This window comes from Subtercola frigoramans (genome assembly GCF_016907385.1).
In the GTDB taxonomy this organism is placed as follows: domain Bacteria; phylum Actinomycetota; class Actinomycetes; order Actinomycetales; family Microbacteriaceae; genus Subtercola; species Subtercola frigoramans.
This window is the reverse complement of the sequence record NZ_JAFBBU010000001.1, coordinates 1,876,468-1,889,758: the sequence shown is the minus strand read 5'-3', so window position 1 is coordinate 1,889,758 and position 13,291 is coordinate 1,876,468. Positions and strand designations below refer to the sequence as shown.

The following is a 13,291-nucleotide window of genomic DNA, read 5'->3' as shown; positions in this document are numbered from 1 at the left end:
TGCTTGCATTGTCGACCTGGATGATGTCACTCACGTGCCGTGTACTCCCTGAGGGTTGTGTTGCCTGACTGTCAACTTTAGCGGTGCGGGTCAGCCGCTAGAGTCGGTCGACATGGGACCTGCTTTCCGCCTGCCGCCGCTGCGCGAGCCTGTGCGTCTGATCGGAGCGCGGACCTTCGACTTCTCCCGCCAGATCGCCGTGATGGCGATCATCAACCGCACGCCTGATTCATTCTTCGACGAGGGCGCGACGTTCGCACTCGATCGCGCCGTTGAGGCCGCCGTGCAGGCGGCCCGCGACGGAGCAGACTGGGTCGACATCGGCGGGGTGCCGTTTGCGCCCGGCCCCGAGCTCTCCGGGCGCGACGAACTCGAGCGGGTCATCCCCGTGATCGAGGGGCTGGTCGCGGAATCCGATGTCGTCGTCTCGGTCGACACCTTTCGCCCCGAAGTGGCCGAAGCGGCGATCGCGGCCGGTGCGGGTGTGATCAACGACACCACGGGCATCCATGACCCCCGGCTGGCCGACGTGGTCGCCGACAGCGACGCGACGCTGGTCATCACCCACAGTCTCGCGGCGCCGCGGCAGGTGTATCCGCGGCCGCAGTATGACGATGTCGCGGGCGAGATCGCGTCGTTCCTGCAGTCGCGTGTCGACTTCGCTGTCTCTCGGGGCATTCCCGAGAACAGGATCATCGTCGACCCGGGGCATGACCTCAACAAGAACACCTTTCAGACTCTCGAGCTGACGCGCAGGCTCTTCGAGATCACGGCCCTGGGTCTGCCGACGCTCGCTGCCGTCTCGAACAAGGACTTCATCGGCGAATCGCTGGGGCGCGAGAAACCGGAGCGCCTCCCGGGCTCCCTCGCCGCGGCCACGGTGAGTGTGATGCTCGGCGCGCGGATCGTGCGCATGCACAACGTTCGCGAATCGGTCGATGCGATGCGTATGGTCGAGGCCATCATGGGCTGGCGGGAACCCGTCTACGCAGTCCACAATCTGTAGTCCAGGAACCGGTGCAAGAAACGGTCAGCAAGGGAGCACACCATGCAGACAGTGAGCGAACTGGATGCCCTGACCGATGCCCAGCTGATCGCACTGTATGCGCCGGCCGACCGTTCAGAGCGACTCGTTCGAGCCAACTTCGTCTCGTCGATCGACGGCTCGGCCACCGTCGAGGGGCTCTCCGGAAGGCTCGGAGGGCCCGCTGACAAACGCGTCTTCGACGTGCTGCGCCAGCTGTGCGACGTGGTGGTGGTCGGTGCAGGCACCCTGCGCGCGGAGGGGTACGGCGCGATGCGGCTCGAACCCGGGGCTGCGCTGTGGCGTGCGCAGAACGGGCTCCCCGAGCATCCGGCCTTCGCGATCGTCAGCCGCGGGTTGGAGCTCGACCTCGAGAGTGATGTCTTCACGAAGGCGCCCCGACGGCCGCTCATACTCACGATCGGCTCAGCCGACGCAGCCCGGCGTGCGGCCCTGGAACACGTCGCCGACGTTGTCGACTGCGGTCAGAATTCTGTGGAACCGAAGCTCCTGGTCGCCGAACTGCTGGGGCGGGGCCTCACGCAGATCCACTGTGAGGGTGGCCCGAGCCTGCTCGGAGACCTGGTCGCCAACGACGAACTCGACGAGTTGTGCCTGACCCTGAGCCCCGTGTTGGAGGGCGGGGAAGGGCCGAGGATCACGCGCATCTCGCGGCCTCCGGTGCCCCGCGCCCTCACCCTCGACCACGTGCTGATCGCCGGCAGCATGATGCTCACGAAATACTCCCGCGCCCGCTGACGCTGATTGAGTAGCGGCGCGGAGCGCTGCGTATCGAAATCCTGGCGCGTTGGGGTTTCGATACGCGGCCGCGCCGCTACTCAACCAGCGATCAGCCGCTACTCGACCAGCGATCAGTAGACCGTGACCACCGTTTTCGACTCGAGGTAGTTCTCGATGCCCTGGGCTCCGTTCTCGTAGCCCCACCCGGACTTCTTGTGCCCGCCCTTGGGTAATTCCGGCGAGAAGTACGAGTGGCAGTTCACCCATACCGTGCCGGCCTTGATGCGCGAAGTGAGGGTGTGTGCGTTCGACAAGCCCTCCGTCCAGACGCTCGCCGCCAGGCCGTACACGCTGTCGTTCGCCCAGGCGACCACCTCATCGACCTCGTCGAACGGGGTGATCGAGACGACGGGCCCGAAGATCTCCTCCTGCATCAGTCGCATCTCCTGCCGCACCCCGGTGAGCACAGTAGGCCGGTAGAACGTGCGCTGCTCGTCGACCTGGAGCCCGCCCGCCGTCACCTCGACTCCGTCGGCAACGCCTTCGCGAACGTACTCAGCCACCCTGTCGGCCTGCACCATGCTGACCATCGGGCCCATATCGGTGGCCGGGTTCATGCCGTGGCCGAGACTCAGGGCATCGGCCTCGCGCGAGACCTCCTCGACGAGACGCTCGTATATGCTCGAATGCGCATACACCCGCGAACTCGCCACACAGACCTGACCGCCATTGTTGAAGATACCGCGGGCTATTCCGGGCACGGCCAGCGCGAAGTCGGCGTCGGGCATCACGATCGCCGGAGACTTGCCGCCGAGTTCGAGCGTGAGTCGCTTCAGGTTTCCCTGCGCCGCGACCAGCAGGGCCTTGCCGACCGCTGTCGACCCGGTGAAGCCGATCTTGTCGACGCCCGGATGCTCGGCAAGCGCCTGCCCGACCTCCCTGCCGTATCCCGTCACCACGTTCACGACGCCCGCGGGGAACCCTGCTTCGAGTGCAAGTTCCCCGAGGCGAAGTGCAGTGAGCGACGTGTTCTCCGACGGTTTGAGTACCACCGTGCATCCGGCAGCCAGAGCGGGAGCGAGCTTCATCGAGGCCATCAGCAGCGGAGAGTTCCAGGGCACAATTGCGGCGACCACGCCGACCGGCTCCTTCACCGTGTAGGCGAAGATCTGCTTACCTTCGGGCTGGTGCGCGATCGAGGTGGGGATGGTGGTGCCCAACAGTTTGTTCGTGTACCCGGCGTAGTACCGGAACTGCGCGATCGTGCCCGGCAGTTCGCCGAAGCGGGCCGTGCGGTAGGCCTTGCCCTGGTCGAGCGTCTCGAGTTCGGAGAGCTCGTCGATGTGCTGCTCGATCAGGTCTGCAAGCCGCCAGAGCAACGCCGAACGCGCGGCTGGGGTCATGCGCGACCAGGCCGGGGACTCAAGGGCCCGGCGGGCAGCAGAGACAGCGTCGTCGACATCGGCCGAGGTTCCCCTCGCGATCTCGGTGAGGATCGTGCCGGTGGCAGGGTCGAGGCTCTCGATGTAGTCGCCCGATGACGGGGCCACCCATTCGCCATCGATGAGCAGCCGATGCGGGCCGCGAGCGAGGAACGCCGACACGGAAGGGCGCCGTGCTGCAAGGTCATAGTCGAGGAGGGTCATACGTGCACTTTCGTCTGGTCTGTGGTGTGGTGTGGTCGGGAGCTCGTCGGATGGGTCTCTGAACGGTCAGAGCGTTTCTGCGATGAGCTCGGAGGCACGTTCGGCCACGGCGATCACGGCGGCCTGCGTGTTCGAGGTGGGAATCGAAGGGAACACCGACGCATCGGCCACCCACAGACCGTCGATGCCGTGAACGGCGAGGGCCGGGCTCACGACCGAGGATCCGCCTGTTCCCATCGCAGCGGTGCCGCAGGCGTGGAAGAACGTCGAACAGCTCGACCTGATGAAGGCGATCTTCTCCTGCTTCGAGAGCCGCTGGTGGGGTGCGACAGGGGAAGACCCGATGGCCCGGTAGGCCGAAGTGGCGGCCAGGTCGGCGATGGTCTCCATCGATTCGATGAGGGCATCGAGGTCGTTCTGTTCCGCAAGGTAGTTCGGCTGGATCTCGAGGGCCGCGCGGGGGTCGGCGGACTTCAACCGGAGATACCCGACGCTGCGTGAATCCATCAGGCCGGGCGAGATCGCGAAGACCGAGCCCGACAGGTCATGCCCCGCACGCACTTCATCGGTGGCGTGCGGCCCCTGCACGACGAAGGCGTGGAGGTCGGGTTTGCCACGCGACTTCGAGCTCTTCCAGTTCAGCATGCTCCCGCCACCGTTGTCGCGGGTCGGCCCGAGAGGTTCGCGGGCACGGAAGTTCATACCCATGAGCAGCGGGTGATCCTGCAGATTCTTGCCGACGCCCCGGAGTGCGGTGTGCACAGTGATGCCGAGCGGCACGAGTTCGTCTGGGTCGCCGATCCCCGACAGCATCAGCAGCCTCGGCGTGTGGATCGCCCCGGCCGTGAGTACGACACCCTGTCGGGCGCGCAGACGAACAGTCTCGGGCGGCAGTGCGTCTCCGCTCCTGCGTTCATAGTCGACACCGACGCACCGCGATCCTTCGAACACCAGGCGCGAAACCGGCGAATCAACGAGCACGTGCAGGTTCGGCCAGCCCGCCGCCGGCTCGAGGTACCCGCGAACCGTGCTCCAGCGGGTGACCTCCCCGGTTTCAGGCTCCACGGTCACGTTCAGGTTTGCCAGTGCCGCACCGTCATTCTCGGCGGCGTTCGCGTCGTCGAGCACGTCGAACCCGAGTTCGGCCGCGCCGTCGAGCATGGCCGCAGCAACCGGGTGGGGGTCGCGCGAGGTCTCGATGCGCATCGGGCCGCCCGCACCCCGATACTCGGTCGAGCCTCCCTGCCAGTCTTCGCTCCGCCGGAAGTACGGCAGCAGTGAATCGTAGTTCCAGCCCGTGGCGCCGGCGGCCTCCCACGCGTCGTAATCCGAGCGGTGTCCGCGATACCAGAGCATGGCGTTGATGCTGCTCGAACCGCCGAGAACTCGACCGCGGGGAATCGGGACCGCTCGCCCCGCCGTGCGCCAGGTCGCTCCGTAGCTCTGGTTCCAGTCATACTCGCCGCCGAGCAGCCCCGCCCACGACCCGGCTGAACGGATGCCCGGCACCCCCTGGTCGCTGGGCCCCGCTTCGAGCAGCACAACGTCGCGCCCCGTGTCTTCCGCCAGGCGCCGCGCCACGACGCACCCGGCAGAGCCGCCGCCCACCACGATGATGTCGGTCTCTGTCACAGCACCATCGCTAATTGTGCTCACTCGGCCCCATGATGACCACGCCCTCCGTCTCCTCGACGTGGCGAACGAAGATGTACTTGTCTTCACGCCCGTCGCTGTGCTTGCGCTTGATGCCCGGCTGCAGGATGCCGTCGACCTTCGCGACCACCACATACGGCACAGTCGCTGCGAGCCCTTCCTCGCAGAGCGCATCGAATTCCTCCAGCGTGGTCGCTGTGAACGCCTTCTCGACTCCGGATGCCCGGGCGATCGCTGCCAGATCGACACGCCCGCTCGCGGTGTGCGTCTTCGGCCCGCCGATCGACTGGTACATCTGGTTGTCCCACACCACAGTGAAGAGGTTCGCGGGTTGCTCGTTGCCGAGCGTTGCGAGTATCCCCAGGTTGAACAACAGCCCGCCGTCGGTGTCGAGGGAGATGATGCGGCGATGGGGCAAGCCCACAGCCAGACCGAAGGCCTCACCGGTCACACAGCCGAGCTGCTGCTGGAAGAGACTGCCCGCACGCATGTGCGGGGCTGCGTTGTACCACTCGTCGACGCTGCCGCCGAGCGAGAGAATGACGAGTTCGTCGCTGAGACGCTCGCCGAGCTTGATCATGCATTCATAGCGTTTCATCGAACGATGCTCCCTCCGAGCGCGATGGCGGAATGGTAATAGGCCGCATACGACCAGCTGAACGCGTCGGTGATCGCGTCTTCGATCGCCGCCTCATCGCGGATGATCTGATAAGGCACTCGCAGGGCATCCAGTATCGGCTCCATCGTGATGCCGTGCGGTATCGCCCACCAGTTGTTCTCCCCGAGCTCACCGCGGTAACTCATCAGCATGACGACCGGGATGCCCGCGCCGAGCCCCATGCGGGCGAGCGGTTCGACGGATGCCCGGAGACCCGAGTTCTCCATGATGAGTACGGCGCGCTTGCCAGACAGGAAGACTCCCCCGCAGATCGCTGCCCCCTCCCCCTCGTTGGTCACCTGGATGGTGCGGAGCTCGGGGTCGGCGTCGAGCGCTGGGTAGAGCTCTTTGAAGAGTGAGTCGGGCAGATAGCAGACGATCGAGACGCCTGCCTTCTTGAGGCCGCGGATCACCGCGTCGACGGCGGTGGCTTTCATTGGTTCTCCCTGCTGTTGCTGTGGTCGCTGCTGGTCATTGTCGTTGTGGTGCGGTCTTCGGGCACGGTTGGTGCCAGAACGTGACGAAAACGTGCGCCCGGGTGGGTATCGGGAAGCCGGGACCGGCCCTCCTCGAACAGCCGCTCTCGCAGGGTCAACCCCTCGGTTCGGGGTGAGACATAGCCCCGCTCGGCGAGGATCGGCAGCACATGAACGATGAACTCGTTGTAGGCCTGCTCGTCGCCGAAGGTCGGTTCGATCATGAACCCGTCGACGTCAGACCCCTCCACGATCGCGATGAGCTGCTCGGCCACCTCGATCGGGTCACCGGTCACCTGGAAACCCCGGTTCGCCTTGAGTCGAAAGCTCTCGAGCACGTCACCGACAGTGGGAACGCGATCCCCCGGTGCCGCAAAACGGTCGACAAGAGTCTGCCCCTGGTCAGAGGTGGCAACGGCAAGGGGCGTGGAGGGGTCGACCCCGCGGTAGTCGACCCCGGTGAACCCGGCGTAGATCACCGCAGCGTCGTCGACCACGTACAGGGCTTCGAGTTCGGCGCGGCGAGCTGCTGCCTCGTGGCTGGTCGAGGCCACGACCACGGTGACTCCCGTGATGATCTTGATGTCGTCACGCCGGCGGCCGTGCGATTCGGCCAGATCGCGGATCTCCGTAACGTGGGCCGCGGCCTTCTCGATGGTCTGGCCCTGGATGAGTACCACTTCGGCATTGCGCGCGGCAAAGGCGCGGCCCCGGGTGGAGGTGCCGGCCTGGAAGAGCACGGGGCTGCGCTGCCGCGACGGCGGCACCGCGAAATACCCCGAGGTGCGGAGGAACTCCCCCGTGTATTCGGTACGGTGCAGTCTGGCCGGGTCGACCAGCACCCCACGCTCTCTGTCCATCACCAGGGCATCGTCGTCCCAGCCGCCCTCCCAAAGAGCGAGGCTGATGTCTACGAACTCGTCCCCGATGTCGTAACGCGAGTCGTGCGTCGTCTGTTCGGTGACACCGAAGAGCGGGTCGACCGTCGACTGCGAACTGCCGGTGACGATGTTCCAGCCGATGCGCCCGTCGGTGTAGTGGTCGAGGCTGGCGTAGCGCCTGGCTGAGGCGTACGGCTTCTCGACGGTCGTCGGCGATGTCACGACGAACCCCAGCGTGGTGGTGACCTGTGCCAGCGCAGCGATGATGAGCATCGGGTCGACGGCCGGGAACTGGATGCCCGAGGCCGCGACCTGGTCAGGTAGTTCGCCGTCGATGGTCGGGTAGCCGTAGGTGTCGGCGAAGAAGAGAAAGTCGAATCCCGCCTCCTCGAGCATCTCCGAGACCATCACCCAGTATCCGACGTCGGTGTACTTGTCGGCCCGACCGTTCGGGTGAGTCCAGGTGGGCATCCCGTTACTCGGGTTCATCATGTCGAAGACGCCGAATGAAAGGGACTTCATTTCGTGGGTTCCTTCGCTGGAGTGTGAAGAGCTGGGTTGTCAAGAGCAGCGTCCAGTGCCCGGATGCCCGCTGCCGCATCCGCGAGAAGACGCGCCTTCTCCTCGGGCGAGCACCAGGCAGCGTCGAACCCAGTCAGTGCGATCTGGCTGGCGTCGCTTGCTGCGAATCCCATGGAGGGCAGGGCAGCCGTGTACTCGAGGCCGATGTCTGTGCGGAAGAAGACAGCGTCGTCGGTCGAGAGCGAGACGGGCAGGCCGGCGCGCACCATGCGGGCGATGCGGTGCTGGTCGTCGAAGGCCCACCCGGAGAGCACCCGGGTCGACAGCGGAGTGCACGCGAACGGCACCCCTGAATCGAGCGCTCGCCGCAGCAGCGCAGGGTCGTCGACGATGCGGTAACCGTGGTCGACGCGATCGCAGCCCAGGGTCTCAATGGCGTCGATGACGTTCTGGGCAGAGGCGGCCATGGTCTCCCCCGCGTGGGCCGTGCGTTTCAGGCCGCGCCGGCCAGCCAGTTCGTACGCCTCACGGAAGCGCAGCGGCTCTTCGAGGCCTTCGGGGGTCAGATCATCCATGCCGATGCCCACGACCTTCTCATGCGGATGGGCGGAGACCAGCTCGACCAGTTCGACGGCGCTCTGGGCCGAATGCGAGCGGTTGATGGCGGGGATGAGGCGAAAGCCGACGCCGAAATCCGTCTCCGCTTGCGCGAGGCCCTGTGAAATCGAGTCGATGAGGGTCTCGTAGGAGATTCCCCGGGAAAGGAAATTGAACGGGTTGACGTAGTACTCGCGGTACCGGAGGTTACCCGCTTCGACGGCGTCGAGCACACCTTCGTACGCGACAGTCGCGAAGTCGTCGGGGCTGACGAGAACCTCGTGGGCGGCATTGAACACGTCGAGAAAGTCGACGAGGTTGTCATAGTCGAGCAGTTCGTCGACGTCAGTGCTCTTGAGCAAGACGTCGTTCTTTGCCGCAAGTTCGACCAGCCGGCCCGGCCGCATCACCGACACGAAGTGGCAGTGCAGCTCGGCCTTCGGCAGCAGCCGCAGGTAGTCGGTGAAGGAGATCATTGTGGTTTGAACCTATTGGTTCACGCCAGCGGACACCAAGCCAGAACGGACCGTTGGGCCAAAAGTTCTCACACTTGTAACAGGCCGGATCTCATTGCTGACCTGAGTGACCTGTGATCGTGTGAAATGCGGCTATTCGTACCAGGTGAGCGTGGGCGGCCCGGCGAGAATGTCGCCGAGGTTCGAGGCCCCGTCACCCGCGCGCCACGCCCGGTAAGCGGAATCGGCTTCGATCGATTTCCATCGCTCGATCACCATGATGTGCGCGGGATCGTTCACATCGGTGACCGTCTCTACGCCGAGACTGCCGGGGAAGGCTCGTGTCTTGGTGAGGATCGCTTCGAGCACGCTTGGCCCCGTTTCGAGGAATTCCGGTTTGAGGTGAAGCTCGAGAAGCGCAACGATGGTCATGTTTCATCTTCGCACGTCGAGTGCCTTCTCTTCGTGAGCCTGCTCGTCGTAGCCCTCTCCAGTGTTCTCCCAGCTGCATCCGTAGGCTCGGGGCATGGCCCCATCTGAGAAGAGCAGAGATTCGGCTGGCGGCGACGATGGTTGCAGGGCCGTGGCCGGTGAGGCCAGCGAAACACCCCGATTCACCAGTGTCGAGCAGTACTTCGACCGCCTCATCCACCGGCTACTCGACTCCACCCCGGCGCAGGGGTGGGGCGGTATCGTCACCGAATTCATGGCGTTCGTCCTCAAGCAGGCCTGGGCCTGCATCTTCGGCGTGCTGCTCCTCCTCGTTATTTTCGGGGCCAGACTCTGGTACCCCGAGGAAGCGGCCCTGGCACGCAACGACTTTCTGACTTTGGCCGCAATCGCCATACAGATCATCATGGTCGCCACGAAACTCGAGACGTTCCGTGAGCTTCGAGTCGTCATCTTGTTCCACATCGTCGGTACCGTTATGGAACTCTTCAAGACCGATGTCGGGTCGTGGTCCTACGACGCCGACGGGGTGCTGCGAATCGGGGCGGTGCCCCTGTTCAGCGGATTCATGTACGCCGCTGTCGGTTCCTACATGGTGCGCGTCTACCGGCTTTTCGACCTGAGGTTCACGCGATACCCGAGGCGCTGGGTGACCGCGCTTCTGGCGGCCCTGATCTACGCGAATTTCTTCACTCACCATTTCATCGTCGATCTGCGCTGGACTCTGGTCGTGGCCGCACTGCTGCTCTTTGGCCCCAGCACGATGTATTACCGAATCTTCCGGCGCACTGTGCGCATGCCTCTGGTCGTCGCCTTCGCCTTGGTAGCTCTATTCATCTGGTTGGCCGAGAATATTGCAACCTACTCACGTGCTTGGCTGTATCCCAGCCAGATCGACGGTTGGCAGGCGGTATCGATCGAGAAGCTCGTTTCGTGGTTTCTGCTGATGATCATCTCGGTCGTGCTGGTGACGTGGGTGTACCCGCCGCGGAGGCCGGGAAACGGCATCAGCCCGTTGCAAGAGGTTCGTGCTGGGTGATGCAGTGGATGCCGCCGCCACGCGCGAACAGCGGCCGGGCATCCACGGTCACCACCGGCCGCCCCGGGTAGGCTGACGCCAGGATGTCCTTGGCCTGCTCGTCGTTGGCGTCGTCATAGGAGCAGGCGATGACGCCGCCATTCACGACGAGGTGATTGATGTAGCTGAAGTCGACAAAACCCTCTGCGTCGCTGAGAGTCGCCGGTGCAGGTACCCCGACGATCTTCCATGGCGTTCCGTCGGCTGTGGTGCTCAGATCGAGGGCACTTTTGATCTCCGTCATCGCTTCGTGATCCGGATGCCCGGCAGCGGCCTGCTCATGCAGCAGGATCACGCCCTCGGCCGGGATCGTGGCGACGATGTCGACGTGCCCCTTTGTGCCGAACCGCTCGGAGTCGCGGGTGAGCCCCCGCGGGAGCCAGACCACGTTGCTGACACCGAGGGTTCGCGAGAGCTCGGCCTCGATCTCGGCGCGTGACCAGCCGGGGTTCCGCAATGGGTCGAGCTGCACCGTGTCGGTGACGAGAACGGTGCCAGCGCCGTCGACGTGGATGCCGCCGCCCTCGTTGACCAGGCTGGAGGGCACGAGTTCTGCGCCTGCGAGCCCGGCGACGAACCGGCCGATGCGGGCGTCGTGCTCCCAGCTCGCCCAGGCCTGTCGACCCCAGCCGTTGAACACCCAGTCGACCGCGCCCAGCCTGCCGTCGTCGCCCAGCACGAAGGTCGGCCCAATGTCTCGCATCCAGGCGTCGTCGAGTTCGGCGGTGACGAGTTCGACTTCGCTTGCGAGGTAGCGGCGCGCGATCTCTTCGTGGCCGGGGCCGACCACCATGGTCACCGGCTCGAAATCGATGATGGTGTTCGCCACGGCTGCCCAGGTCGTGCGGGCCTCATCCGCTTCGGCGGACGTCTCGCCGAGGGTGTAGCCCGAAGAGGGGAACGCCATCCAGGTGCGCTTGTGTGGAGCGGTCTCCGACGGCATGTGCCAGCTCATGCGCTGGTTTCTCCTGTGCTCGCCACATCGCTGATCGCCTCGACCAGACTCCCGTAGGTGTCGGGTCTCCGCGTCTTCAGAAAAGGGAACAGCGTCAGCCAGTCGTCGCGCTGCTGCAGGTCGAGGTCGGCCACGAGCACCGCGGACGCGTCGCGGGGGGCTTGCACGAGCATCCGGCCATAGGGGTCTGAGATGAATGACGAACCGTAGAAGGTGATGAGACCCTCATTGCCCCAGCGGTTCGGCACGACCATGAACAGGCCGTTCGCGATGCCGTTGCCGACGATCACCTGGCGCCAGAGCGGTTGCGTGTCGAAATCGGGGTAACCGGGTTCGCTGCCGATCGCTGTCGGGTAGACGAGCAGGTTCGCGTCGGCGAGCGAGTACGCGCGGGCAACTTCGGGGAACCACTCGTCCCAGCAGGTGGGCATGCCGAGGGCCAAGCCCGGCAGCGCGTCTGGGCGATAGACAGGGTACGGCTCGGCGGACGGCCCGGGGCGGAAGTAGGTGTCTTCGTAGTAGCCCTCGGTCACAGGAATATGCAGTTTGTGGGTGCGCCCGACCAGCTCACCTGCGGGTGAGACGACGATCGCGGTGTTGAGACCGAGCCGTTCTGGATGATCGGACTCGAGACTGCGTACCCCATCGTCGCGCTGGTACAGCGAGGCGTGCACGAACACCCCGTGCTCCCGGGCGAGCTCGGCGGCGAGGGCGAAAGTCGGCCCGGTGAGAAGCTCTTCTGGCGCGATTGACGGCCCCTCCGTGCGCGCACCCTGCGGCACATCGGCCGGATACCTGCTCAGTGTCAACTCGGGCAGAAACACGATCTGGGCGCCAAGCCTGGCTGCGCGACCGACCCCTCCCCGGAGCTCGGCCGTCAGTTCTGTGAGGTCATCGTGCCAGCGATGCTGAACCAGCCCCACGCGGAGAAGAGCAGGCACGCTTTCGGCTACGGGCGACAGTGACGGCAGAGCGCCGAAGGAGGTGATTTCAAGCACAACTCAGTTTCTCATGCTGCGCTATCTGAGTCTGGCCAGATCACGCCGGTCCGACGAGCCCGCGATTGCTGGCAGCGTCCTGTTCGATGGGAGCTCCCCACCGAACATCCTGCGCGTGCTCCGAACAGATGGCGTAGACCATTCGGAGCCCATACAGGTCAATGGTGACCTCGTCGTCGGGCAGGGCCTGGCATCCGTCGACCATGCAGTCGGTGGATCGCTCATCAGCCATGACGAGAGCCTAGGGCTGCACAACGTCGACGCACCAGATGTTCAGCGATCTCGAAGACGCCCGAACCCGGGCGTCGGCAGCCGGCTCGCTGCGGTCAGAGCGAAAGACACCGCCACGATCAGCCCCGCCAGAATCGCTGCATAGACCGCAACCGCCGAATAGCTCCCCGCCCATTGCGGGTCGAGAAAGATGTACGGGTACCAGCCCACAGCCGGCCCCCGCACCAGTGTGTAGATGCCATACAGCAGTGGGAACCCCAGCGAGATCAACGCCGTGCCCCAGTGCAGGCGACGCCGGCCGGGAACGAGGAGAAAATCGACCAGCGCGTACGCCGGCACGACGAAGTGCAGCACCTTCTCCGACGTCGGGATGAGAAATCCGTAGTTAGCCAGCCCCGCGTTCACGATGAGAAAGACGAAGGTGATTCCCGACACGATCAGGTAGGTCGTGACGAGCGCCCGCACCGAGGTGAGCCGTTCATCCTCTGCCCGTTTCGTGATCGCGTGGAACAGCAGGTACAGCAGCAGCGCGACGAACGCCAGATTGCTCTCGACTGTGAAATAGCTGAGCAGATTGGATGCCCGGCAGCTCCCCGTCGTGAAGACGCAATCGGCCCGTGAGACGAGCGCAGACACCGTCGTGACCAGCGCGGCCAGACGGAGCACGATGAAGAGGATTCTCACCGGACCTCTCTCACCGATTCTCTCTCTGGCACTGTTCTCTCGTGCGGATCTCGAGCTTCTCCCGAGCTTCCACTCTTCAGGCTACGTCGACTCTGGGTGACGTCCGCGCTCCTGGCGCAAACTGCTGCCGGGCATCCGCTGTGAGCGTAGTCATCGATGGGGCGGCAGGCTGACGCAACTCTGGCCAACACAACTCTGGTCGGTATAACTCTGGTCGGTACAACTCTGGTCGGTACAACAGT

Annotated in this window: 14 protein-coding genes; 3 read left to right on the top strand and 11 right to left on the bottom strand. The window is 64.9% G+C overall.

Annotated features, from left to right (window positions below; genetic code table 11):
* The first annotated feature begins 112 nt into the window (after window positions 1–112).
* Complete coding sequence (folP, locus tag JOE66_RS08890; RefSeq protein ID WP_205108653.1) at window positions 113–1,006, top strand: dihydropteroate synthase; 894 nt, start codon at window positions 113–115, stop codon at window positions 1,004–1,006.
* 42 nt (window positions 1,007–1,048) lie between these two features.
* On the top strand, window positions 1,049–1,783 hold the full coding sequence (locus JOE66_RS08885; RefSeq protein ID WP_205108651.1) for a pyrimidine reductase family protein: 735 nt from the start codon (window positions 1,049–1,051) through the stop codon (window positions 1,781–1,783).
* A 113-nt stretch (window positions 1,784–1,896) separates the two neighbouring features.
* On the opposite strand, the gene JOE66_RS08880 is transcribed toward JOE66_RS08885, so the two are convergent.
* From JOE66_RS08880 to JOE66_RS08850, 7 genes are all read right to left on the bottom strand, one after another.
* A complete protein-coding gene (locus tag JOE66_RS08880; RefSeq protein WP_205108649.1) occupies window positions 1,897–3,411 on the bottom strand; it encodes an aldehyde dehydrogenase family protein in 1,515 nt (504 codons plus the stop codon).
* Between the two features lie 66 nt (window positions 3,412–3,477).
* Window positions 3,478–5,043, bottom strand: a complete 1,566-nt coding sequence (locus JOE66_RS17640) for a GMC family oxidoreductase (protein WP_205108647.1) — start codon at window positions 5,041–5,043, stop codon at window positions 3,478–3,480.
* A gap of 10 nt (window positions 5,044–5,053) precedes the next feature.
* Window positions 5,054–5,662 carry a thiamine pyrophosphate-dependent enzyme gene (locus tag JOE66_RS08870; RefSeq protein ID WP_205108645.1) on the bottom strand — a complete coding sequence of 203 codons (609 nt, stop codon included), beginning with the start codon at window positions 5,660–5,662 and terminating at the stop codon, window positions 5,054–5,056.
* A complete protein-coding gene (locus tag JOE66_RS08865; RefSeq protein WP_205108643.1) occupies window positions 5,659–6,159 on the bottom strand; it encodes a thiamine pyrophosphate-binding protein in 501 nt (166 codons plus the stop codon). The genes JOE66_RS08870 and JOE66_RS08865 overlap by 4 nt, the downstream gene beginning before the upstream one ends.
* The gene (locus JOE66_RS08860; protein WP_205108641.1) at window positions 6,156–7,601 is read right to left on the bottom strand and encodes an NtaA/DmoA family FMN-dependent monooxygenase; all 1,446 of its coding nucleotides are present in this window, start codon (window positions 7,599–7,601) and stop codon (window positions 6,156–6,158) included. Before JOE66_RS08860 ends, JOE66_RS08865 begins: the two co-directional genes overlap by 4 nt.
* Window positions 7,598–8,674 carry an adenosine deaminase gene (gene add / locus JOE66_RS08855; RefSeq protein WP_205108639.1) on the bottom strand — a complete coding sequence of 359 codons (1,077 nt, stop codon included), beginning with the start codon at window positions 8,672–8,674 and terminating at the stop codon, window positions 7,598–7,600. Before add ends, JOE66_RS08860 begins: the two co-directional genes overlap by 4 nt.
* A 132-nt stretch (window positions 8,675–8,806) precedes the next feature.
* Window positions 8,807–9,085, bottom strand: coding sequence for a putative quinol monooxygenase (locus JOE66_RS08850; RefSeq protein ID WP_205108637.1), 279 nt, complete (start codon window positions 9,083–9,085; stop codon window positions 8,807–8,809).
* 94 nt (window positions 9,086–9,179) lie between these two features.
* On the opposite strand from JOE66_RS08850, the gene JOE66_RS08845 reads away from it, so the two are divergent.
* Window positions 9,180–10,142 (top strand): DUF817 domain-containing protein, encoded by a 963-nt coding sequence (locus tag JOE66_RS08845; RefSeq protein ID WP_205108635.1) that lies wholly within the window; start codon window positions 9,180–9,182, stop codon window positions 10,140–10,142.
* Here the strand turns inward: JOE66_RS08845 and JOE66_RS08840 are convergent.
* From JOE66_RS08840 to JOE66_RS08825, 4 genes are read right to left on the bottom strand one after another with little or no spacing between them, the layout of a single operon-like run.
* Window positions 10,111–11,136 (bottom strand): agmatine deiminase family protein, encoded by a 1,026-nt coding sequence (locus JOE66_RS08840; protein WP_205108633.1) that lies wholly within the window; start codon window positions 11,134–11,136, stop codon window positions 10,111–10,113. The genes JOE66_RS08845 and JOE66_RS08840 overlap by 32 nt on opposite strands.
* Window positions 11,133–12,134, bottom strand: coding sequence for a nitrilase-related carbon-nitrogen hydrolase (locus JOE66_RS08835; RefSeq protein WP_205108631.1), 1,002 nt, complete (start codon window positions 12,132–12,134; stop codon window positions 11,133–11,135). Before JOE66_RS08835 ends, JOE66_RS08840 begins: the two co-directional genes overlap by 4 nt.
* Window positions 12,135–12,174: 40 nt before the next feature.
* Window positions 12,175–12,366 carry a hypothetical protein gene (locus tag JOE66_RS08830; protein ID WP_205108629.1) on the bottom strand — a complete coding sequence of 64 codons (192 nt, stop codon included), beginning with the start codon at window positions 12,364–12,366 and terminating at the stop codon, window positions 12,175–12,177.
* A gap of 41 nt (window positions 12,367–12,407) precedes the next feature.
* Window positions 12,408–13,049, bottom strand: a complete 642-nt coding sequence (locus JOE66_RS08825; RefSeq protein WP_205108627.1) for a Pr6Pr family membrane protein — start codon at window positions 13,047–13,049, stop codon at window positions 12,408–12,410.
* Between the last annotated feature and the right edge of the window lie 242 nt (window positions 13,050–13,291).

Excerpts from the sequence above, each read along its gene's own strand:
- JOE66_RS08860 (WP_205108641.1), bottom strand. The coding sequence starts at position 7,601 with ATGAAGTCCCTTTCATTCGGCGTCTTCGACATGATGAACCCGAGTAAC.
- JOE66_RS08840 (WP_205108633.1), bottom strand. The coding sequence starts at position 11,136 with ATGAGCTGGCACATGCCGTCGGAGACCGCTCCACACAAGCGCACCTGG.
- JOE66_RS08830 (WP_205108629.1), bottom strand. The coding sequence starts at position 12,366 with ATGGCTGATGAGCGATCCACCGACTGCATGGTCGACGGATGCCAGGCC.
- folP (WP_205108653.1), top strand. The coding sequence starts at position 113 with ATGGGACCTGCTTTCCGCCTGCCGCCGCTGCGCGAGCCTGTGCGTCTG.
- JOE66_RS08850 (WP_205108637.1), bottom strand. The coding sequence starts at position 9,085 with ATGACCATCGTTGCGCTTCTCGAGCTTCACCTCAAACCGGAATTCCTC.
- JOE66_RS08845 (WP_205108635.1), top strand. The coding sequence starts at position 9,180 with ATGGCCCCATCTGAGAAGAGCAGAGATTCGGCTGGCGGCGACGATGGT.
- JOE66_RS08885 (WP_205108651.1), top strand. The coding sequence starts at position 1,049 with ATGCAGACAGTGAGCGAACTGGATGCCCTGACCGATGCCCAGCTGATC.
- add (WP_205108639.1), bottom strand. The coding sequence starts at position 8,674 with ATGATCTCCTTCACCGACTACCTGCGGCTGCTGCCGAAGGCCGAGCTG.
- JOE66_RS08870 (WP_205108645.1), bottom strand. The coding sequence starts at position 5,662 with ATGAAACGCTATGAATGCATGATCAAGCTCGGCGAGCGTCTCAGCGAC.
- JOE66_RS08880 (WP_205108649.1), bottom strand. The coding sequence starts at position 3,411 with ATGACCCTCCTCGACTATGACCTTGCAGCACGGCGCCCTTCCGTGTCG.
- JOE66_RS08865 (WP_205108643.1), bottom strand. The coding sequence starts at position 6,159 with ATGAAAGCCACCGCCGTCGACGCGGTGATCCGCGGCCTCAAGAAGGCA.